The 21,580-nt window shown below is 71.0% G+C and carries 19 protein-coding genes and 2 pseudogenes; 15 read left to right on the top strand and 6 right to left on the bottom strand.

Annotated features, from left to right (window positions below; translation table 11 throughout):
* Positions 1-12: 12 nt before the first annotated feature.
* Together ACWEQO_RS05465 and ACWEQO_RS05460 are read left to right on the top strand one after the other, a co-directional pair.
* Positions 13-590, top strand: a pseudogene (locus ACWEQO_RS05465) (IS607 family transposase).
* Entirely contained in the window at positions 583-2,226 is a 1,644-nt protein-coding gene (locus ACWEQO_RS05460; protein WP_452979229.1) for an IS200/IS605 family accessory protein TnpB-related protein, read from the top strand. Before ACWEQO_RS05465 ends, ACWEQO_RS05460 begins: the two are co-directional and overlap by 8 nt.
* A 4-nt stretch (positions 2,227-2,230) precedes the next feature.
* On the opposite strand, the pseudogene ACWEQO_RS05455 reads toward ACWEQO_RS05460, so the two are convergent.
* A pseudogene (locus ACWEQO_RS05455) lies at positions 2,231-2,786 on the bottom strand (class I SAM-dependent methyltransferase); the annotation flags it as partial.
* 397 nt (positions 2,787-3,183) lie between these two features.
* On the opposite strand from ACWEQO_RS05455, the gene ACWEQO_RS05450 reads away from it, so the two are divergent.
* The 9 genes from ACWEQO_RS05450 (at position 3,184) to ACWEQO_RS05410 (ending at position 13,778) form a co-directional block, all read left to right on the top strand.
* Entirely contained in the window at positions 3,184-4,467 is a 1,284-nt protein-coding gene (locus ACWEQO_RS05450; protein ID WP_361450373.1) for an amidohydrolase, read from the top strand.
* A 228-nt stretch (positions 4,468-4,695) separates the two neighbouring features.
* A complete protein-coding gene (locus ACWEQO_RS05445; protein WP_361450277.1) occupies positions 4,696-5,754 on the top strand; it encodes a BMP family lipoprotein in 1,059 nt (352 codons plus the stop codon).
* 315 nt (positions 5,755-6,069) lie between these two features.
* Positions 6,070-7,119, top strand: a complete 1,050-nt coding sequence (locus tag ACWEQO_RS05440) for a BMP family lipoprotein (RefSeq protein WP_361450280.1) — start codon at positions 6,070-6,072, stop codon at positions 7,117-7,119.
* 206 nt (positions 7,120-7,325) lie between these two features.
* On the top strand, positions 7,326-8,894 hold the full coding sequence (locus tag ACWEQO_RS05435; RefSeq protein ID WP_361450282.1) for an ABC transporter ATP-binding protein: 1,569 nt from the start codon (positions 7,326-7,328) through the stop codon (positions 8,892-8,894).
* Positions 8,894-10,018, top strand: a complete 1,125-nt coding sequence (locus tag ACWEQO_RS05430) for an ABC transporter permease (RefSeq protein WP_361450285.1) — start codon at positions 8,894-8,896, stop codon at positions 10,016-10,018. The genes ACWEQO_RS05435 and ACWEQO_RS05430 overlap by 1 nt, the downstream gene beginning before the upstream one ends.
* Positions 10,015-11,289: an ABC transporter permease gene (locus ACWEQO_RS05425; RefSeq protein WP_452979224.1), complete on the top strand. Its 1,275-nt coding sequence runs from the start codon at positions 10,015-10,017 to the stop codon at positions 11,287-11,289. The genes ACWEQO_RS05430 and ACWEQO_RS05425 overlap by 4 nt, the downstream gene beginning before the upstream one ends.
* Positions 11,286-11,699, top strand: a complete 414-nt coding sequence (locus tag ACWEQO_RS05420; RefSeq protein WP_452979221.1) for a cytidine deaminase — start codon at positions 11,286-11,288, stop codon at positions 11,697-11,699. Before ACWEQO_RS05425 ends, ACWEQO_RS05420 begins: the two co-directional genes overlap by 4 nt.
* Positions 11,700-11,793: 94 nt before the next feature.
* Positions 11,794-13,071 carry a thymidine phosphorylase gene (locus ACWEQO_RS05415; RefSeq protein WP_361450376.1) on the top strand — a complete coding sequence of 426 codons (1,278 nt, stop codon included), beginning with the start codon at positions 11,794-11,796 and terminating at the stop codon, positions 13,069-13,071.
* Positions 13,072-13,193: 122 nt separating this feature from the next.
* The gene (locus tag ACWEQO_RS05410; protein WP_452979218.1) at positions 13,194-13,778 is read left to right on the top strand and encodes a Uma2 family endonuclease; all 585 of its coding nucleotides are present in this window, start codon (positions 13,194-13,196) and stop codon (positions 13,776-13,778) included.
* Position 13,779: 1 nt separating this feature from the next.
* On the opposite strand, the gene ACWEQO_RS05405 is transcribed toward ACWEQO_RS05410, so the two are convergent.
* Positions 13,780-14,700 (bottom strand): AEC family transporter, encoded by a 921-nt coding sequence (locus ACWEQO_RS05405; RefSeq protein WP_452979215.1) that lies wholly within the window; start codon positions 14,698-14,700, stop codon positions 13,780-13,782.
* A 138-nt stretch (positions 14,701-14,838) separates the two neighbouring features.
* Here ACWEQO_RS05405 and ACWEQO_RS05400 point away from each other — a divergent pair, with 138 nt between their 5' ends.
* Entirely contained in the window at positions 14,839-15,252 is a 414-nt protein-coding gene (locus tag ACWEQO_RS05400; protein WP_452979212.1) for an STAS domain-containing protein, read from the top strand.
* On the opposite strand, the gene ACWEQO_RS05395 is transcribed toward ACWEQO_RS05400, so the two are convergent.
* Both ACWEQO_RS05395 and ACWEQO_RS05390 read right to left on the bottom strand, forming a co-directional pair.
* On the bottom strand, positions 15,136-16,152 hold the full coding sequence (locus tag ACWEQO_RS05395) for a sigma-70 family RNA polymerase sigma factor (protein WP_452979209.1): 1,017 nt from the start codon (positions 16,150-16,152) through the stop codon (positions 15,136-15,138). The genes ACWEQO_RS05400 and ACWEQO_RS05395 overlap by 117 nt on opposite strands.
* A 170-nt stretch (positions 16,153-16,322) precedes the next feature.
* Positions 16,323-17,648, bottom strand: coding sequence for an MFS transporter (locus ACWEQO_RS05390; protein ID WP_452979206.1), 1,326 nt, complete (start codon positions 17,646-17,648; stop codon positions 16,323-16,325).
* Positions 17,649-17,711: 63 nt separating this feature from the next.
* On the opposite strand from ACWEQO_RS05390, the gene ACWEQO_RS05385 reads away from it, so the two are divergent.
* Positions 17,712-18,665 (top strand): LysR family transcriptional regulator, encoded by a 954-nt coding sequence (locus tag ACWEQO_RS05385; RefSeq protein WP_452979203.1) that lies wholly within the window; start codon positions 17,712-17,714, stop codon positions 18,663-18,665.
* A gap of 36 nt (positions 18,666-18,701) precedes the next feature.
* On the opposite strand, the gene ACWEQO_RS05380 is transcribed toward ACWEQO_RS05385, so the two are convergent.
* Positions 18,702-19,481 (bottom strand): alpha/beta hydrolase, encoded by a 780-nt coding sequence (locus ACWEQO_RS05380; protein WP_361450312.1) that lies wholly within the window; start codon positions 19,479-19,481, stop codon positions 18,702-18,704.
* A gap of 112 nt (positions 19,482-19,593) precedes the next feature.
* Here ACWEQO_RS05380 and ACWEQO_RS05375 point away from each other — a divergent pair, with 112 nt between their 5' ends.
* Both ACWEQO_RS05375 and ACWEQO_RS05370 read left to right on the top strand, forming a co-directional pair.
* Positions 19,594-20,751 (top strand): adenosine deaminase, encoded by a 1,158-nt coding sequence (locus ACWEQO_RS05375; RefSeq protein ID WP_452979201.1) that lies wholly within the window; start codon positions 19,594-19,596, stop codon positions 20,749-20,751.
* Between the two features lie 136 nt (positions 20,752-20,887).
* Complete coding sequence (locus ACWEQO_RS05370; protein ID WP_361450318.1) at positions 20,888-21,241, top strand: ATP-binding protein; 354 nt, start codon at positions 20,888-20,890, stop codon at positions 21,239-21,241.
* A 116-nt stretch (positions 21,242-21,357) separates the two neighbouring features.
* On the opposite strand, the gene ACWEQO_RS05365 is transcribed toward ACWEQO_RS05370, so the two are convergent.
* Positions 21,358-21,558, bottom strand: a complete 201-nt coding sequence (locus tag ACWEQO_RS05365) for a PspC domain-containing protein (protein ID WP_361450321.1) — start codon at positions 21,556-21,558, stop codon at positions 21,358-21,360.
* Positions 21,559-21,580 lie beyond the last annotated feature (22 nt).

The following is a 21,580-nucleotide window of genomic DNA, read 5'->3' as shown; positions in this document are numbered from 1 at the left end:
ACGGTCGTGTTCGTGAACCTCAGAGAGCGGGCGAAGGCGCAGGGCGTGCATCCGCAGACCGCGTATCGCTGGTTCCGTGAGGGGATGCTGCCAATACCGGCTCAGCGGGTCGGCCCGCGCACAATCCTCGTGAACATCGAGACGAAGCACCGCGCCGGAAGCTGCTGGCGGTCTGGGCCTGTACGCCCGTGTCTCCTCCTCCCACGCTCAGAAAGCCGACCTGGAACGCCATGGCCCGGCTGATCTGCGGGGCCGCGACCACAGGCCGGCCCGTGGTACGTGTGGAGTCGGAGATCGCGTCCGGCATGAACGGCGCACGCCCGAAGGTGAAGCGACTGCTGGCCGACCCTGCCGTGACCACGGTGGTGGTGGAGCACAAAGACCGTCTCGGCCGTATGAACGTCGAACTCGTTGAGGCCGCGCTTTCCGCGCATGGCCGTCGTCTCGTTGTCCTGAACGACGGCGAGGTCGAAGACGGCCTTGTGCAGGACATCGTGGACGTGCTGACACCGTTCTGCGCCCGCCTGTACGGTCACCGGTCGGCAAAGAACCGCGCCCGCAAGGCGCTGGAGGCCGCCGAGCATGGCTGACAAGCGCAAAGTCCTGCGGCAGATTGCCCGGCCGTTCGTCGCCGAAGGCCCGTCCGGCGTCAGCATCCGCGACCGGCTCAAGGGCCTGACCGCCGAGGACGAGAAGGTCTTACGGGCGGTGGGCGAGCACATGGGCCGCCTCGCCTCCCGAGACCTGGCCCGCAGGTGCCGTGACGGCCTGGACCACTCCACCGATACATGGGCGCAGCGTAAGCGGGAGCTGACCGTGGAGTCCTCTTCCCGGTGGGCCGGTTCGGTCACCTCCCACACCCACGACCAGTGGGGTCTGTCCCGCCGCGCCCAACACTCCCACCTGCAGTCCCTGGACGCTGGGATCCGTACGCTCCGGCAGCGCCTATCCCTCCCGGTCGGGGAGAAGGGCAGCCGGGGCAAGCCCGGCGGCTACCGCAGCCGGCACGAATGGTTTCAAAAGACGCGCCGCCTGGCGATCCTCGAAGAACGGTACGAGCAGGTCAGCGCCGAACGTGAAGCCGGGCGCGTCTCCGTCGTACGCGGTGGGCGCCGACTGTTCAGGCAGCGCCACCACCTCACCGCCGCCCAGAAGACGCCCGAGCGGTGGCGCCAGGAGTGGGACGCCACCCGCTGGTTCCTGACCGCCGACGGCGAGTCCGGCAAGCGGCACGGCAACGAGACGATCCGCGTCACCCCCAACGGCGAGATCAGCATCAGGCTGCCCGCACCGCTCGCCGACCGGGCCAACGCGAAGCACGGCCGCTACGTCCTCTCCGCTCGCGTCAGTTTCCCGCACCGAGGCGCCGAATGGCGCGACCGCGTCACCGCCAACCGGGCTGTGGCCTACCGCATCCACTTCAGCACCGCCTCAGACCGCTGGTACCTCGAGGCGTCCTGGACCCGCAAAGATCTGCCGGTCGTCCCCCTCGACGCGCTGCGTGCCGACGGAGTGATCGGGGTGGACACCAACGCCGACCACCTGGCCGCCTGGAGACTGGACGAACACGGCAACCCCGTAGGAGAGCCGCGCCGGTTCGACTACGACCTGACCGGCACCACCAGCCATCGCGACGCACAGATCCGCCACGCCCTCACCCGCCTCCTCCACTGGGCGCGAGCCACCGGTGTACAGGCCATCGCGATCGAAGACCTGGACTTCACCGACTCCAGGACACGAGAGAAGCACGGCTGCAAGAAACGGTTCCGGCAGCTCATCTCAGGCATACCCACCGGCCGCCTCCGCGCACGCCTGTTGAGCATGTGCGCCGAGGCCGATATCAGCGTCATCGCCGTGGACCCGGCCTACACCTCGATGTGGGGAGCGAAACACTGGCAGAAGCCACTGACCGGCAAGAGCCGCAAGACCAGCCGACACGCCGCCGCTTCGGTGGCAATCGGCAGGCGCTCTCTTGGACACCGGATCAGGCGACGGACGGCACCGCCCCCTGCGCACCAGAGTGATGCGCAGGGGCATCGGACCGCCCAGGCTCGACCCGGCACCCGAAAGAGCGAGGAAAACCGCCCCCGCGTACCCGGACCACGGACACGATCCGCTGGCGCCGGACGCGGACGGAACGCGGTGGACCAGAACGCCCACAACCGTTCGGGGCGTTCGGCTGAGCATGGGTTCTGGCAGCAGGACTCACTACCGCTCAGTCTTTAGGAACGGTGCGCCAGTGGTAGTCCAGGGAGACGGGGCGGCCGAAACGCTCGTCCAGGTGCAGGCCGCCGTCCTCGTCGCCCGTCTGGAAGGCCAGCAGGACCGGGGCGCCGGGTGCCAGGACGCGGTGGAACTCGGCGAAGAGGCCGGTGAGGTGGTCGTCGGGGATGTGGATGACCGAGTACAGCGCCACGATGCCGCCCAGCGTCCCGGCCGGCAGGTCCAGCGCGGTCATGGAGCCCACGTGGAACCGCAGACCCGGATGTGCCGTGCGGGCCAGGGCCACCATGCGGGGGGGAGAGGTCGACTCCGAAGACCGGCAGGCCGAGCCGGTGCAGCCGCGCGGTCACGTGTCCGGGGCCGCTGCCGAGGTCGGCGACCGGCAGCCGGGTGGTCCCCTCGCCCGGCCCGGCGGTCCGGGCGAGGTCCGCGAAGGCCGTGAGCAGGGCGCGTTCCAGGGGCAGATCGGCCAGGCCGTCGGCGAACCGGTCGGTGTACTCGTCGGCGATGGCGTCGTACGAGACACGGGTGGCGCGGAGGAACTCCGGCGGATCGGCACGCATGGCCCCGCACCCTATCGGCGGAATCCGGGGCCCCGGAGGCGCTTTCACCCGGACGCATGGGCGGCGGCGGTGGCACGGGTGTCGGGTCCGGCACCCGAACCGGTCGGCGTGCCCCGGGCGATGCGTGGTACACCGAGGAGAGGTGAAGTGCGGTGAAACGGGTGCCGGAGAGCGGCGGAGCGAGGGCCGAGGCGCAGCGGAACGGCCGCTGTGACCGATGTCATGCGCCGGTGGGCCGGGTGGCCTCATACTCCGTGCAAGAGCGACGAGTTTACCCATCCCGATGTACGGCTATGCGCGGGGCCGCCGGTTTTTCTTCCCCTGACAGACTGATTTTTCTTGATCAGGGAGCAGCGGACCGTCCCGGCGTCCTACCCTTCAAAGGGTGAAGCAACTGATGTCACTGGAGTCCGAGGTCGATCTGCCCGGAGGAGCGGTGCTTCCGGGCGCCCTTCCCGAAATGCTGCGCACCGAGCTCATCGCGTTCCGGCGCGACCTGCACATGCACCCCGAGCTCGGCAACCAGGAGTTCCGCACCACCGCGGCGATCAAGGAGCGGCTCGAGCGGGCCGGCCTCGCGCCCCGCGTACTCTCCAGCGGGACCGGCGTCATCTGTGACATCGGGGTGACGGACGCCACCGGCATCGCCGCCGACGCGCCCGCGGACATCGGCACGGGCATCGACGCGCCCGCAGGCGTCGGCACGGGCATGCTCGCCATGCGCGCCGACATCGACGGCCTGCCCATCCCCGACATGAAGACCGGGTGCCCGTACCGCTCCACCGTGCCCGACCGCGCGCACGCCTGCGGCCACGACGTGCACACCACCGTGGTGCTGGGCGCCGGGCTGGTCCTCGCCGAACTGCACCGCCAGGGCCTGCTGCCCCGGCCGGTGCGGCTGATCTTCCAGCCCGCGGAGGAGGTGCTGCCCGGCGGCGCCTCCGAGGCCATCGTGGACGGCGCGCTCGACGGGGTCGGGCGGATCATCGCCGTGCACTGCGATCCCCGGGTCGACGCCGGGCGGATCGGGCTGCGCCAGGGCCCCATCACCTCCGCCTGCGACCGCCTGGAGATCGCCCTCGACGGCCCCGGCGGCCACACCGCCCGCCCGCATCTGACCACCGACCTGGTCACCGCCGCCGCCCGGGTCGTCACCGACGTGCCCGCCCTGGTGGGCCGGCGGGTCGACAGCCGCAGTGGGCTCGCCGTGACCTGGGGCAGGATCGAGTCGGGCCACGCGCCCAACGTCATCCCGCAGCACGCCGAACTCTCCGGCACCGTGCGCTGCCTCGACCTGAACACCTGGCTGCTGGCCCCCGACCTCGTGGTCGCCGCGATCGACGAGGTGGCCAACCTGCACGGCGCCAAGTCGGAGATCAACTACGTGCGCGGGGTCCCCCCGGTGGTCAACGAGGCCGGCGTCACCGAGCTGCTGCGGGACGCCATGATCGCCCGGCGCGGCTCGGAGTCCGTGGAGAGCACCGAGCAGAGCCTCGGCGGCGAGGACTTCTCCTGGTACCTGGAGCGGGTCCCCGGCGCCATGGCCCGTCTCGGGGTCCGCCCTCCGGGCGAGCGCACCGTGCGTGATCTGCACCAGGGCGACTTCGACGTCGACGAGCATGCCATCACCGTCGGGGTCGAACTCTTCACCGCCGCCGCCCTGCTGGACGCCCTGCGGTAACTGCCCCTGGTTCCCTTCCATTTGAGCTCCCCCTGCGCTCCCCCCTGCGCTTCGCTCGTGCTCCGTGCGCGCGTGCGCCGGGGGGAGCGCAGGGGTGATGCGTGTGCCACGGTGGCGGCACGAATGGATAACAGCCCCGCGGCCCCCCGTTCCCAGGAGTGTCTACGCGCGTTAATCTGCGCCGGACCGAGCACCCGATGAGGGGCTTTGCGGAATGGGGAACTTCAGATGCGTCGGATATCCAGACTGACTCGCGTCGCGGTGGGCGTCGCGTCGCTCGCACTCGCCGCCACGGCCTGCGGCGGTACCAGCAGTGACAGCGGCAGCAAGGGCGACAGCGGCGGCACCAAGAAAGACCTCGGTCTCGCCATCGCCTACGACATCGGCGGCCGGGGTGACCAGTCCTTCAACGACGCCGCGTACGCCGGCCTGAAGCAGGCGCAGAAGGAGTTCGGCTACAAGACCGCCGACATCGAGCCCACGGACGGCGAGACCGACGCCGACAAGGAGCAGCGGCTGATCTCGCTGGCCAAGCAGGGCTACGACCCCGTCATCGGCGTCGGCTTCGTCTACACGGCGGCGGTGGAGGCCGCGGCCGCGAAGTACCCCGACACCACCTTCGGCATCGTCGACTCCGTGGTCGAGGGCGAGAACGTGGCCTCCCTGGTCTTCGCCGAGGAGCAGGCCTCCTACCTCGCCGGTGTCGCCGCCGCCAAGGCCACCAAGACGAAGACGGTCGGTTTCGTGGGCGGTGTGGACATCCCGCTGATCCACAAGTTCCGGGCCGGCTTCGAGCAGGGCGTCAAGGACACCGACCCGAAGATCAAGGTCCTCTCGCAGTTCCTCACGCAGACCGCGGAGGAGGGCGGCTTCTCCAGCCCGGACAAGGGCAAGGCCGCCGCCGAGGGCCAGATCGAGAAGAAGGCCGACGTCGTCTACCAGGCGGCCGGTCTCTCCGGGCAGGGCGTGATCGAGGCCGCCGCCAAGGCGAAGGTCTGGGCGATCGGCGTCGACTCCGACCAGTACCAGCAGGAAGCCCTCGCCGGCTACAAGGACTTCATCCTCACCTCCGCCACCAAGGAGGTCGACGGTTCGGTGTACGCCCTCGCCAAGTCCGTCGAGGACGGCAAGCCGCGGACCGGCACCCAGGTCTTCGACCTGAAGGCGGACGGCGTCGGCCTCTCCGAGAGCAACCCGAAGATGGCCGAGATCAAGGGCCTGACGGACGCCGTGGCCAAGGCCAAGGAGGGCATCGTCGACGGCTCCATCAAGGTCAGGTCGGAGTGATCTGAGTAACTCGGGTGATCCGGGTGATCAGGGTCGGCCGCCGATAGCGGCCGGCAACGAGGGAACGTCGACCGTGGCGTCGAGCACCGGGCGGGCACCTGAACAGGTGCCCGCCCGGCCGCGTCAACTCCCGTGCCGCGCACGACCCCTCCCCTGTTCGCGATCGGAAACGACGCGGTGCGGCGGGGAGGCGGATCGGCCACGAGCCCATAACAAGGTGGACAGAAGGGTTTTCCTGGGAGGTCTACGCGCGTTAATCTGCGGCGAGCAGCGCCGTAGCCGAATCGTCCGGCGCCTGTACGAAGGAGCACCCCCATGCGCCGGTTTTCCCGGATCACGGTCGCAGGCGCAGCGACCGCCTCTCTGGCCCTCACGCTCTCCGCCTGCGGCGGTACCTCCACCTCCTCCGGTGCGTCGGAGTCCGAGGGCGACAAGGGCATCGCCATCGCGTACGACGTCGGCGGTCGGGGTGACCAGTCCTTCAACGACGCCGCGTACGCCGGCCTGGCACAGGCGAAGAAGGAGTTCGGCTACAAGACCACCGACGTCGAGCCCACCGACGGCGAGACCGACGCGGACAAGGTGCAGCGGCTGACCTCGCTGGCCAAGCAGGGCTACGACCCCGTCATCGGTGTCGGCTACCTCTACGCCTCCGCGGTGAAGCAGGCCGCGGAGAAGTACCCGGACACCACCTTCGGCATCGTCGACGACTCCACCGTCGAGGCCGACAACGTGGCCGACCTGGTCTTCGCCGAGGAGGAGGCCTCCTACCTGGCCGGTGTCGCCGCCGCCGCGACCACCAAGACGAAGACGGTCGGTTTCGTGGGCGGTGTGGACATCCCGCTGATCCACAAGTTCCGGGCCGGCTTCGAGCAGGGCGTGAAGGACACGAACCCGGACGTCAAGGTCCTCTCGCAGTTCCTCACGCAGACCGCGGAGGAGGGCGGCTTCTCCAGCCCGGACAAGGGCAAGGCCGCCGCCGAGGGCCAGATCGAGAAGAAGGCCGACGTCGTCTACGCGGCGGCCGGTCTGTCCGGTCAGGGTGTCATCCAGGCCGCCGCCGCCAACAAGGTCTGGGCGATCGGTGTGGACTCCGACCAGTACCACCACGAGGCCCTGGCGAAGTACAAGGACTGGATCCTCACCTCGGCGATGAAGGACGTCGCCAAGTCCGTGTACAAGCTGGCGCAGTCGGTCGAGGACCGCAGCCCCCGGACCGGTATCCTCACGGGCGATCTGAAGTCGGGCGAGGTGAGGCTGTCGAACTCGAACCCGAAGTTCGCGGACAACGCCAAGCTCCAGGACGTCGTCGAGACGGCCAAGAAGGACATCATCAGCGGCAAGATCAAGGTCAAGTCGAGCTGAGCCCGCAAGTCCTGAGCAACGTGTAACCCACGGGGTCGCGACCGCTCGACAGGGTGCGGGGAGTAAGCTCCCCGCACCCTGTCTGTTCGGTGCGCCGCCCCCTTTGATGCCGTCGGGGCGCTACGCGCGTAGACGACCCCCGTCCCCAGGAGTGCGCCATCAACGCGTCCAGCAGCCCCCCGGCCGGAGCTGCGGTCAACGAATCGGTGACCGCCGTCGAACTCGCCGGGATCACGAAGCGTTTCCCGGGCGTCGTGGCCAACCACGACATCCATCTCACGGTCCGCAAAGGGACCGTGCACGCCCTCGTCGGTGAGAACGGGGCCGGTAAGTCGACGCTGATGAAGATCCTCTACGGCATGCAGAAGCCGGACGAGGGCACCATCACGATCCACGGCGAGCAGGTCGCCTTCTCCTCGCCGGCCGACGCCATCACCCGCGGCATCGGCATGGTCCACCAGCACTTCATGCTCGCCGACAACCTCACGGTCCTCGAGAACGTGGTGCTCGGCAGCGAGAAGCTCCACGGCATCGGCGCGAAGGCCCGGCGCAGGATCAAGGAGATCTCCGACCGCTACGGCCTCGGCGTGCGCCCCGACCTGCTGGTCGAGGAGCTCGGTGTCGCCGCCCGCCAGCGCGTGGAGATCCTCAAGGTCCTCTACCGCGGCGCCACCACGCTGATCCTCGACGAACCCACCGCCGTCCTGGTCCCGCAGGAGGTCGACGCGCTCTTCGACAACCTGCGCGAGCTCAAGGCGGAGGGGCTGTCGGTCATCTTCATCTCCCACAAGCTGGGCGAAGTCCTCTCCGTGGCCGACGACATCACCGTCATCCGCCGCGGCACCACCGTCGGCACCGCCGTGCCCGCCGAGACCACCCCGCGCGAGCTCGCCGAGATGATGGTCGGCAGCGAACTGCCCACGCCGCAGACCGCCGAGTCCACGGTCACCGACCGCCCGGTGCTCACCGTCGACAAGCTGCGCCTGGCGGCCCCCGGCGGCAAGGCCCTGCTCGACGACATCAGCTTCACCATCCACGAGGGCGAGATCCTCGGCATCGCCGGCGTCGAGGGCAACGGCCAGACCGAACTGGTCGACGCGCTCATCGGCCTGCGGACCGCCGACTCCGGCGTCATCCGGCTGGCCGACGAGGAGATCACCGCCTGGCCCACCCGCCGGCGGCGCGAGGAGGGCATCGGCTACATCCCCGAGGACCGGCACCGCCACGGGCTGCTGCTCGAGTCCCCCCTCTGGGAGAACCGTATCCTCGGCCACGTCACGGAGAAGCCCAACGCCAAGGGCGTCTGGCTGGACCTGAAGGCCGCCCAGAAGGACACCCGCCGCATCGTCGAGAAGTACGACGTCCGCACCCCCGGCATCGACGTCACCGCCGCCTCCCTCTCCGGCGGCAACCAGCAGAAGCTGATCATCGGCCGCGAGATGAGCCACCGGCCCCGCTTCCTGATCGCCTCCCACCCCACCCGCGGTGTGGACGTCGGCGCGCAGGCAGCGATCTGGGACCACATCCGGGAAGCGCGCCGCGAGGGCCTCGCCGTTCTCCTGATCTCCGCCGACCTGGACGAGCTGATCGGTCTGTCCGACACCCTCCGGGTGATCTACGACGGCAGGCTGGTCGCGGACGCCGACCCCACGACCATCACCCCGGAGGAGCTCGGCACCGCCATGACGGGTGCGGCCACCGGACACCTCGAAAGCGAAGAGACCCCCGAGACCCGGGCCGACGCCCCCCGGTCTCCGGAAGGCGAGGCCCGCTGATGAAGAAGTTCGACAAGGAGCGTGTGCTCCTCGCGGTGGCCGGCCCGGTCATCGCGCTCGCCGTGGCCTTCGTGCTCAGCGCGATCGTGCTGCTCGCCTCGGGCAAGAGCCCGGTCGAGCCGTTCGCCCTGATGTTCGAGCAGGCGATGTTCTCCGACATCCAGGTGCTGATCATCAACCAGGCCTCGATGTACTACATCGCGGCCCTCGCGGTGGCCATCGGCTTCCGGATGAACCTCTTCAACATCGGTGTCGACGGCCAGTACCAGCTCGCCGCCATGATGGCCGCCGTCGTCGGCGCCCACGCCAACCTGCCGGCCGCCCTGCAGATCCCGCTGCTGCTGCTCACCGCCGTGCTCACCGGCGCCTTCTGGTCCGGCATCGCCGGTGTCCTCAAGGTCACCCGCGGGGTCAGCGAGGTCGTCGCCACGATCATGCTCAACGCGATCGCGACCTCGGTGATCGGTTACCTGTGGCTGCCGACCGTCTTCGGCGTCAAGGTCGGCAACAACAACACCACCGGCGTGATGCACGAGTCCGGCTGGGTCCCCGGCATCGACATGGGCGAGGCCGGCGAGATCTACGGCCTGGTCGTCCTCGCCGCGCTCCTCGGCATCGGCTACTGGGTCGTCCTCAACCGCACCCGCTTCGGCTTCGACCTGCGCGCCTCCGGCGCCTCGCAGACCGCCGCCGCAGCCAGCGGCGTCAACCCCAAGCGCATGGTGCTCAGCGCCATGCTGATCTCCGGCGGCATCGCGGGCCTCGCGGGCCTGCCGATCCTGCTCGGCGACACCCACACCTACAGCCTGAACTTCCCGACCGGCATCGGCTTCCTCGGCATCGGCATCGCCCTGCTCGGCCGCAACAGCCCGGTCGGCATCGCCTTCGCCGCCCTGCTGTGGGCCTGGCTCGACAAGGCCTCGCCCGAGCTGGACTTCCACGGCTACGACAAGGAGATCGCGGTCATCATGCAGGGCCTGATCGTGCTCTCGGTCGTCGTCTCCTACGAGACCGTCCGCGAGTGGGGCCTGCGCCGCCAGCAGCGCCAGGTCGGCGCGGAACTCGCCGCGGGTCACGTCCTCGGCGCCGACAACAACTCCACGAAGGAGGTGGCCGGCCGATGACCGCCCCGACCACAGCGACCGACGTCAACCAGCCCTCGCTGCAGCCCGCGGCACCCACCGGCCGCCGCATGTCGTGGCCCGTGCTGCTGCTGGTCGTCGCCGGCGCACTGGCCCTGGTCTCGATCGTCCGCATCATCACCGGCGCGGACGGCATCACCAACGTCAGCCAGATGTCCACCGCCCTCCAGCTGGCCGTGCCCATCGGCCTCGCCGGACTCGGCGGTCTGTGGGCCGAGCGCGCGGGCGTCGTCAACATCGGTCTCGAGGGCATGATGATCCTCGGCACCTGGTTCGGCGCCTGGGCCGGATTCCAGTGGGGTCCGTGGACCGGCGTCCTCGTCGGCCTCATCGGCGGCGCCCTCGGCGGACTGCTGCACGCCTTCGTCACCGTCACCTTCAACGTCAACCACATCGTCTCCGGTGTGGCCATCAACATCCTCGCCCTCGGCGCCACCCGCTACCTCGCCCCGCTGGCCTTCGAGGGCCACCAGGGCGGCTCCGCCAAGCAGTCCCCGGCGGTCGAGTCGCTCGGACACTTCACCGTGCCGGGACTCTCCGAAGGACTGCGCGACCTCAACGAGAAGGGCTGGTTCCTCGTCTCCGACATCGCCGGCCTGCTCGGCGGACTGGTCACCAACGTCTCCTGGCTGACCCTCGTCGCCATCGCGCTCGTCCCCGCGAGCTGGTGGATCCTCTGGCGCACCGCCTTCGGCCTGCGGCTGCGCTCCTGCGGCGAGAACCCGGTCGCCGCCGAGTCCCTCGGCGTCAACGTCTACAAGTACAAGTACATCGCCGTCATCGTCTCCGGCGCCCTGGCCGGCCTCGGCGGTGTCTTCCTGTCCATCGTCGCCAACCCCTTCTACCTGGAGGGCCAGGTCAGCGGGCGCGGCTACATCGGCCTCGCCGCGATGATCTTCGGCAACTGGATGCCGGGCGGCCTCGCCATCGGTGCCGGGCTCTTCGGCTACACCGACAGCCTCAACCTGCGCGGCGGCTCCGCCAACGTGCACGCACTGCTGCTGCTCGGCGCGCTGCTGCTGGTCATCGGCGCGATCTGGCTGGTGATCCGCAAGAAGTACGGGCACGCGCTCGTCACCCTGGTCGTCGGCGCCCTGGTCTACGCCTGGTACGCCGGCACCAACGAGGTCCCCAACCAGGTCGTCGCCGCCACGCCGTACGTCATCACCCTGGTCGTCCTCGCCCTGTCCGCGCAACGGCTGCGCATGCCGAAGGCGGACGGACTGCCCTACCGGAAGGGACAAGGCAAGTGACCCGGCCCGAGGCCGCCGCGGCCGACGTCGACTGGGAGGCCCTGCGCGCGGTCGCGCGCGAGGCCATGACCCACGCGTACGTCCCCTACTCGGGCTACCCGGTCGGTGCCGCCGCCCGGGTCGACGACGGGCGCACGGTCTCCGGCTGCAACGTCGAGAACGCCAGTTACGGGCTCGGCCTGTGCGCCGAGTGCGGGCTGGTCTCGGAGCTGCACCGCACCGGGGGCGGCCGGCTCACGCACTTCACCTGCGTGGACGGCGGCGGCGAGATCCTCGTCCCGTGCGGCCGGTGCCGGCAGCTGCTGTACGAGTTCGGCGGTGCCGAGCTGCTGCTGGAGACCCCGGCGGGCGTCCTGCCGCTGTCTCAGATGCTGCCCCAGGCCTTCGGCCCGCAGCACCTCGCCAAGTAATCCCCCTGCGGCCCCTCCGGTCGACCGCCACCACCGTCGGCCGGAGGGGCCGCGCCGTACTCTCCGCACTCCGGAAGGAATGCCAGCCATGGCCATGGACGTCATCTCCGTCATCCGCACCAAGCGGGACCGCGGCGAACTCAGCGACGAGCAGATCGACTGGGTCGTCGACGCGTACACCCGCGGGGAGGTGGCCGACGAGCAGATGTCGGCCCTCGCGATGGCGATCCTGCTCAACGGCATGAACCGGACCGAGATCGCCCGCTGGACGGCCGCGATGATCGCCTCCGGCGAGCGCATGGACTTCTCCTCGCTCTCCCGCCCCACCACCGACAAGCACTCCACCGGCGGCGTCGGCGACAAGATCACCCTGCCGCTGGCCCCGCTGGTCGCGGCCTGCGGCGCGGCCGTCCCGCAGCTCTCCGGCCGGGGCCTCGGCCACACCGGCGGCACCCTGGACAAGCTGGAGGCGATCCCGGGCTGGCGGGCACTGCTGTCCAACGAGGAGATGCTGTCCGTGCTGGACGGCGTGGGCGCCGTCATCTGCGCGGCCGGCGACGGACTGGCCCCCGCCGACAAGAAGCTCTACGCCCTGCGCGACGTGACCGGCACCGTCGAGGCGATCCCGCTGATCGCCTCCTCGATCATGTCGAAGAAGATCGCCGAGGGCACGGGCGCGCTGGTCCTGGACGTGAAGGTGGGCAGCGGCGCCTTCATGAAGACCCTGGAGGACGCCCGCGAACTGGCGTCCACGATGGTCGGCCTCGGCACCGACCACGGCGTGCGGACCGTCGCCCTGCTCACCGACATGTCGACCCCGCTCGGCCTGACCGCGGGCAACGCCCTGGAGGTCCGCGAGTCGGTGGAGGTCCTGGCGGGCGGCGGCCCCGCCGACGTCGTCGAACTCACCCTCGCCCTGGCCCGCGAGATGCTCGACGCGGCCGGCCTCGAGGACGCCGACCCGGCGAAGGCCCTGGCCGACGGCTCCGCGATGGACGTCTGGCGCCGCATGATCGCCGCCCAGGGCGGCGACCCGGACGCGCCCCTGCCGACGGCGCGCGAACAGCACGTGGTGACGGCGACCGCCTCCGGCGTCCTCACCCGCCTGGACGCCTACGACGTCGGTGTCGCCGCCTGGCGCCTCGGCGCGGGCCGCGCCCGCAAGGAGGACCCGGTGCAGGCGGGCGCCGGCGTCGAACTGCACGCCAAGCCCGGCGACACGGTCACCGAGGGCCAGCCCCTCCTCACCCTCCACACCGACACCCCGGACCGCTTCGCCTACGCCCTGGAGGCGGTGGCCGGCTCGTACGACATCGCGGCCCCCGGCACCGCCTTCACGGCCACCCCGGTGGTGCGGGAACGCATCGCCTGACCTGCGCCCACGGCCGGAGGCCGCTGTCGGATACGGCCCTTTCGGGTGAACGGGATCGGTGGACCGCCACCGGTCCCGTTCGGCATGCTGTAGTCGGTGACGCACCGATAGGAGAAACCGCCATGAGCGTACTCGCCGTGAGCCAGGACCCCGAGCAGAGCTGGGACGACCTCGTCCGGTTCTGGGAGGAGATGGAATGGCCCGAGGGCAGCAAGGTGGAGATCATTGAGGGAATCATCACCGTGTCACCTGCTCCCGCGTACCGCCACAACGTGATCGCGGCCCGCATTCAGCGGCGTCTTTACTCTGTGATTCCCGAGCACTGGGAAATCTTCCAGACTCAGGAAATCGCCGTGCCCTCACGTCTGGGGATGTTCATTCCGGACCTTCTGGTGGCCCCGGTTCGGGACGACTCGGAGACGGAAAACCACATGCCCGCAGCCCTCGCCGAACTCGTCGTCGAGGTGACCTCCAAGTCCAACGCGCGCCACGACCGCGTCAGTAAGCCCGCCGCCTATGCCACCGCGGGCATCCCGCTGTACCTCCTCGTCGACCGCTGGGCCCCCGACGGCCCGACCGTGACGCTCTTCGGCGAACCGCACGGTGATGTCTACCGTCCCCTGGACTCCGTGAAGTTCGGCGAGCCCATCAAGCTTCCCGCTCCGTTCGACCTCGTCATCGACACCGGCGAGTTCCCCGAGAGCTGAGTCACCCCAGCAGCGCCGCCGCCACCACCAGTACCGGCACCGCCAGCAGGGTCGACACCAGGATCGCCTCCCGGGCCAGGGCCTCGCCGACGCGGTAGCTGCTCGCGAACGTGAAGATGTTCTGCGCGGCCGGCAGCGCCGAGGTGACCACCACGTCGAGCAGCTGGGCCCCGCGCAGCCCGAAGACCCCTGCCGCCAGCGCCCAGGCGACCACCGGCTGGCCCACCGACTTCAACGCCACGGCGAGCAGCACCGCACCGCGCTCACCGCTTCGCAGGGGCGGGGCGCTGCCGCGCAGCGAGATGCCGAACGCGAGCAGGACCGCCGGCACCGCCATGTTGCCGATCAGCGTCACCGGGTCCATGACCGGGCCGGGGATCTCCAGTCCGGACGCCGACACCGCCACCCCCGCCAGCGAGCCCAGCGCGACCGGGTTCCGCAGCGGGGTGAGCAGCCGCTGCCACAGCGGCAGCTTCTCCCCGGCGGTCGCCAGGTCCAGGACCGTCAGCGCGACCGGGGTGACCATCACGAGCTGGAACAGCAGCACCGGCGCCACCAGCGAGGCGTCGCCGAGGACGTACACGGCGATCGGGATGCCGAGGTTGCCGGAGTTGACGTAGCTGGAGCACAGGGCGCCGATGGTGGTGCGGCCCACGCCCCAGCGGCGTACCACGCCCACCGCGACGAAGACGCCGGCCACCGCGGCCGTGCTCAGCGCGGTGACCAGCAGCCGGCCGGAGAAGACCACCGACAGGTCCGCCTCGGCGAGAAGGGTGAACAGCAGGGCCGGTGAGGCCACGTGGAAGGCGAGCTTCGTCAGCACCTCGTGGGCCTGCCGGCCCAGATACCCCCGGCGGCCGATCACATAGCCGACGGCGATGACCACCGCGATCACCGCGAAACCGCTCAGCACCCCCTGCACGGCGGCTCCTCGCCGGAGCGGCGGGCATCGGAGGTCGCGGGCGGGCAGGGTATGTGGCGCATACAGGTAACCCTCGGGGAAGGTCATGCTCGGGTCAATGTGATCTTCCCGGTGCCCGCAGGCCGACGGGAGAGCGCGATGAATTACGCGCCCGTGCCCGGTCTACCGCTCGTGGATGCCAGGACACCGCCCGTACTCGTGCTGCGCGGCCCCGTCACCCGGGACGGGGTGAGCGGGCCGAGCGATGCGCTGCGGGCACTGCTGGACGACGGCGACGGCGACGGCCGCGGAGGCGGTCGGGGCGGCGGAACCGTCGTCTGTGACGTGGGTGGGCTGGGGCCGCCGGGTCTCGCCGCTGTGAACCTGCTCGCCCGTCTCCAGCTCCTGGCCCGCCGGACCGGGGGTCGGATACGGCTGCGCGACCCCGACCCCGCCCTATGCTCCCTGCTCGACCTGGTCGGCCTCCGCTTCGAGGTGGAGGGGCAGCCCGAACAGGGGGAACCAGCGCCCGGTGTCGAGGAAGCAGTGGAACCCGGTGATCCGGCCGTCTGAGATCTCCAGCACCTGGACCGCCCACGGCGTGAAGCCAGCCGCCTCCGGGTCCGGCTTGTAGTGGGCGAACCCCGGCAGGCCGTTGGCCTGGAGAGGCAGCAACCGCGAATCCGCGCAGGAGGCGCCCAGCGTCGTCATGAAGCCCGTGATGTCGGCGGAACCGGTCAGCCACAGGTCGAACGGCGGCATCGTCATGATGGCGTCCTCGTGCAGCAACGCCGTCAGCGCCGCCATGTCGTACCCCTCGAACGCCGCCACATAGCGCTCCAGGAGCTTCTGCTGCTCCTCGTCCAGCGGGTCGGAGACGGACGCGTCGGCGCCCGGCTGCCTCCGCTCCGCGAGCGTCGCCCGCGCCCGCTGCAACGCGCTGTTGACGGAGGCCACCGAGGTCTCGAGCAGCTCCGCCACCTCGCTCGCCCGCCAGGCCAGCACCTCCCGCAGCAGCAGCACCGCCCGCTGCCTGGGCGGCAGCTGCTGGAGCGCGGCCATGAAGGCGAGCCGCACGGACTCCTTGGCGACCGCCGCCTCCGCCGGGTCCTCGACGGCGGGCAGCACCCGGGAGTCCGGCACCGGCTCCAGCCAGGTGTGGTCCGGCCGCGGCGAGAGGGCCGCCCGCGCCAGCGGGGTCGACTCCGTCAGGTCCATCGGCCGGGCGCGCTTGTTGCCCGCCGTCAGCATGTCCAGGCAGACGTTGGTCGCGATGCGGTACAGCCAGGAACGCAGGCTGGAGCGGCCCTCGAACTTCTCGAAGCTGCGCCAGGCACGGACCATCGTGTCCTGCACCGCGTCCTCCGCCTCGAAGGAGGAGCCGAGCATCCGGTAGCAGTACCCGGTCAGCTCGACGCGGTGCGCCTCGAGCCTGGCGTCGAGACCGGTCGTCGTCGCCGTGTCGTTCGTCATCGTCCACCCGCCCCTGTGGCCTGTCCGCGGCGCGCCTTCGCACCCAGCACCTCGGAAGCTACCGCAGCGCACTGACAACGGCCCCGCGAGCGGACGAACGCGCAGGTCGAAGAGGCGGGTCCGGCGGGCGGAAGGAAACCCTCCGCCCGCCGGACCGGGCGTGTGCGGCCTCACGCGGGGGCGAGTCGCCGCCGCTCCACCCGGGCCGCCCGGGTGCCCAGCACCGTGATGGTCACGGCGCCGGCCACCGCCATCAGGCCGACCCCCACCGTCCCGGCCCAGCCCTCCGAGTGGAAGGCGAGCGCGCCCACCGTGCTGCCCACGCTGGAGCCGACGTAGTAGGCGGACTGGTACAGCGCCGACGCCTGGGCGCGGCCCTCGGTGGCCGTCCGGCCGACCGCCGAGGACGCGACCGCGTGGCCCGCGAAGAAGCCTCCGGTGATCAGCACCAGGCCCAGCAGGATCAGCGACAGCGAGCCGGCCAGGGACAGCAGCAGGCCCGCCGCGGTGGTCCCGCCCGCCGCGTACAACGCGCCCCGACGGCCCAGCCGGTCCACCAGCCGCCCCGCCGCCGACGCCGACACCGTGCCGACCAGGTAGACCAGGAAGATCGAGCCGACGACGCCCTGGGAGAGCGAGAAGGGCGCCTCGCTCAGCCGGTAGCCGATCACGGTGTAGACCCCGCCGAACACCGTCATGAACAGTGCGCCGATCGCGTAGAGGCGCCGCAGCAGCGGGTCGGCGAGGTGGCCGCGGACCGCGCCGGCCAGCACGCGCGGGCGCAGCGAACCCGGCCGGAAGTGCCTCGGTGCCGGCAGCAGCAGCCGGAACGCCACCGCGCACGCCACCGCGAGCACCCCGATCACGCCGACGGCGACCCGCCAGCCCCACTCCTGCGCCACCCATCCGGTGACGATCCGGCCGCTCATCCCGCCGACGCTGTTGCCCGCGACGAACAGTCCGATCGCGGTCACCAGTGCCCTGGGCCTGACCTCCTCCGCGAGATACGCGGTCGCCGACGCGGGCACCCCGGCCAGGGCCGCCCCCTGGAGCGCCCGCAGCGCCACCAGGGCGCCCAGCGACGGGGCGAAGGGGACCAGCAGTCCGACGGTCACCGCGACGGCCAGGGAGGCCGTCATGACCGTACGGCGTCCGTAGCGTTCCGACAGCGCGCTCATCGGCAGCACGAACAGGGCCAGACCGCCGGTGGCCGCCGCCACCGTCCAGCTCGCGTCGCCCGCGCTCACGCCGAGGTCCCCGGAGATCAGCGGCAGCAGAGCCTGGGTGGAGTACAGCAGCGCGAAGGTCGCGACACCCGCCAGGAAGAGGGCGAGGCTCATCCGTCGGTAACCGGGGCCGCCGGGGGCCGTCCGGGAGTCGGGGCCGCCCGGGGCGGACGGCGCGGAGGGAGCGGTGGGGGGAGTGGTGGAGGGAGAGGGAGTGACGGGCGGACCGGCGTCCACGCGGGTGGACGCCTCGGTACTGACGGAAGACATGCATCGAACCTAAGGAGGGCCCCGCTCATCCGTCCAATGCATGGAATCGCCATAATCGTTCCCATGGTGCATCAGCAGAGGTCACAGAGGAAGCTGTCACCGTCCGGTGACACAGAAGACATCGTCGCGCTGCTCGCGCCACGTCTCGTTCACTTCGCCGGCGTCGCCCGCACGGAGCACGTCACCCGGGCCGCCCAGGAGATGCAGGTCCCGCAGTCCACGCTCTCCCGGTCCATGGCCCGCCTCGAACACGACCTGGGCGTCGACCTGTTCGCCCGGCACGGCCGCACCCTCTCCCTGACCCCCGCCGGCCGCACCTTCCTCGCCTCCGTCGAACGCGCCCTCGCCGAGGTCGAGCGGGCCGCCGACGAGGTGCGCGCCGACGCCGACCCGGCCACCGGCAAGGTCGCCTTCGGGTTCCTGCACACCATGGGCGCCGAGACCGTGCCCGGCCTGCTGCATGCCTTCCGCGCCGACCACCCGCGCATCCGCTTCAGCCTCGTCCAGAACTACGGCGAGGCCATGCTGGAGCGCCTGCGCGCGGGCGAGCTGGACCTGTGCCTGACCTCCCCGGTCCCGGACGCCCCCGACCTCGTCGCCCGCCGCCTGGACGAGCAGAAGCTGCGCCTGGTCGTCCCCGCCGACCACCGGCTCGCCGGCCGGCGCCGTATCCGTCTCGCCGAGGCCGCCGACGAGACGTTCGTGACCCTGGAGCCCGGATACGGTCTGCGCCGCATCACCGACGACCTCTGCGCGCAGGCCGGTTTCCGGCCCCGGGTCGCCTTCGAGGGCGAGGAGGCGGAGACCCTGCGGGGCCTGGTGGCCGCCGGCCTGGGCGTCGCCCTGCTGCCCCCGCCGGCCGTGCCGCGCCCCGGGGTGGTGGAACTGACCGTCACCTCCCCGCGGGCGGCCCGCGAGATCGGCGTCGCCTGGCTGGCCGACCGCCCGGACACCCCGCCGGTGGCGGCCTTCAAGAAGTTCCTGCTGTCGAGAAGGGGCCACCTGCTCCCGGACTGAACGGGGCCCTCCCGGCGATCCGCCGCCCGCCGCCCGTCACCTGCCGCCTGCCGCCCGCCGGCGCAGCGACGCGCCGAACCCCGAGGCCAGCGGCATCCGCAGCCCCAGGGGCGGGGGAGCCGCCAGGGCGTCCTGCACCGGACGGGAGAACGCCCGCCCGAACAGCGTCCCCATCACGAAGTCCTCGCACAGCGCCAGCACTTCGGCCCGGTACTGGTTCAACCCGTGTTTGTCGGCGTGCACTTCGAAGCGGCACACGTTCCGGTTCGCCTTCTTGATCCGCGCCGCCAGCCGGAAGGACAGGTCCGGGTCGGCCCGCGCGTCACGCGTGCCGTGCACGATCAGCACCTGCCGTCCGGCCAGCTGCTTCACCGGTTCGGGGGCCGCGGCCACATCCTCCTCGGGCAGCCAGGGGGCCAGCGCCAGTACGGAGCTGACGGCCTCGTGGCCGCCCGCGTGCAGCGCCGCCCGGCCGCCCATGCCGAGACCGGCCAGGCACACGGGGACGTCCCCGTAGAGCCGCACGATCTCGTCCACGGCCCAGGTGGCGTCACGCGCGAGATGCGCCTCACCGCCGTTCCAGCCCCGGTAGCGGTAGTGGACGACATGGGTGGCGAGACCCTCGGCCCGGCCCGCGCGGCCGAGACGGTGTCCCAGGGCGCGTACGGAGGCGGCCGCCACCACGGGGGACGGTCTGCGGCTGGAGACCGGCTCGCCGCCGGGGAGCAGCAGCACCGCGCCGCCCACCGTCCTCGGCTTCGGGCCGAGCACCCTCCCCAGCCGGGCCGTGCGCGCCGGTGTCGCTTGCTGTGACATGGCAGCAGAGTGTCAGAAGCCCCGGTGTACGCCACCCTCGCGTGCGGTCACCGTTACGTATCGACGGATTCGCACACCGGTGATCTACGCGCGTAGGCGTTAGAGTGCGGCAATGACGAGCCAGACCACCGCGAACACCCCGACCCCGGACCAGATCCGCCGGGCGCCCAAGGTGCTGCTGCACGATCACCTCGACGGCGGCCTGCGCCCCGGCACGGTCGTCGACCTGGCCCGCGCGGCCGGCTACTCCGGGCTCCCCCAGAGCGACCCCGACAAGCTCGGCCTCTGGTTCCGGGAGGCCGCCGACTCCGGTTCCCTGGAGCGGTACCTGGAGACGTTCTCGCACACCGTCGGGGTCATGCAGACCCGGGACGCCCTGGTGCGGGTGGCCGCCGAGTGCGCCGAGGACCTCGCCGCGGACGGTGTCGTCTACGCCGAGGTACGCTACGCCCCCGAGCAGCACCTCGAAGGCGGGCTGACCCTCGAAGAGGTCGTCGAGGCGGTCAACGAGGGCTTCCGGCAAGGGGAACGGCGGGCGCGGGAGGACGGGAACCGCATCCGCGTCGGCGCCCTGCTCACCGCGATGCGGCACGCCGCGCGGTCCCTGGAGATCGCCGAACTCGCCAACCGCTACCGGGACCTGGGCGTCGTCGGCTTCGACATCGCGGGCGCCGAGGCCGGTCACCCGCCCACCCGGCACCTCGACGCCTTCGAGTACCTCAAGCGGGAGAACAACCACTTCACCATCCACGCCGGCGAGGCCTTCGGGCTGCCGTCCATCTGGCAGGCCATCCAGTGGTGCGGCGCCGACCGGCTCGGACACGGGGTGCGCATCATCGACGACATCCAAGTCCACGACGACGGCTCGGTCGAACTCGGCCGGCTTGCCTCCTACGTCCGGGACAAGCGCATCCCGCTGGAGCTGTGCCCCAGCTCCAACCTGCAGACCGGGGCGGCGGCCTCGTACGCCGAGCACCCCATCGGCCTGCTGCGCCGGCTGCACTTCCGGGTCACGGTGAACACCGACAACCGCCTGATGTCGCACACCGGCATGAGCCGGGAATTCGAGCACCTGGTCGAGGCGTTCGGCTACACGCTCGACGACATGCAATGGTTTTCCGTCAATGCGATGAAGTCGGCGTTCATTCCTTTCGATGAACGGCTGGCCATGATCAATGACGTCATCAAGCCCGGATACGCCGAGCTGAAATCAGAATGGCTGTTTCGTCAGACCGCCGCCACCAGCGGTTCTGTGACCGAAGAGGACTGACCGGGGCGTTCGTGGATTCCGGGAGGGCGGGCGGCCTTCACCGTTCGTCCGCATTTCGAGGTTTGCGGCGGGCGGCGCCGGGTGTTTACGGTCGAGGACCGCTCGTTCCCCCCATTCCATTTCGAGGACGCATTTCATGAAGCAGTCTGCTGCCAAGACCCTCGGTGTCGCCGTTCTCGGCGCCGCCTTCGCCGCCGTCGGTGCGGGTACCGCAAGCGCAGCCCCGGCCGTCCCGAACGCCGATGCCGCACTGGACACCGTCGCCCAGAGCCTTCAGACGGAGGACGTCTCCCGTGTGGCGCCGGGCACGGACGGGGCCCTGCAGACGGGAGGGGACGTGGTCGGCACGGGCATGACGACCGCGCGGCCGGTCGCCGAGCAGCTGACCTCCGAGGGTCCCCAGGAGCAGGTCGGCGGTCTGCTCGGGGGCCTGCCGACGAAGGGACTGCCCACGCAGGGTGTCTCCGTCAACGGGGCGCCGCTCGGCTGACCTCTGACCTCGGATCTCCTCACCGCGCAGGCCCACCCGCGCGGACCCCTGCCGATGGGGCGCACCCCGAGTCCGGGGCGCGCCCCATCGGCGTTCGCGCGGAGCGGCGCCCGCACTCACCAGGCCGTGCGCGTCTTGCCCTCCGACGGGAACAGGATCCACAGCACTATGTAGAGCAGGAACTGCGGCCCGGGGAGCAGGCACGAGACCAGGAAGATCACGCGCATCGTGGTCGCGGAGGTGCCGAAGCGCCGGGCCAGCGCGGCGCACACGCCGCCGATCACACGGTTGTCGGTGGGGCGGACGAGGCTGGACATCGTGGACTCCTTCGTGGTGTGT

Source organism: Streptomyces sp. NPDC004051 (assembly GCF_053604275.1).
The sequence above is the reverse complement of the archived record's forward strand: the minus strand, read 5'-3'. Positions and strand labels throughout refer to the sequence as shown.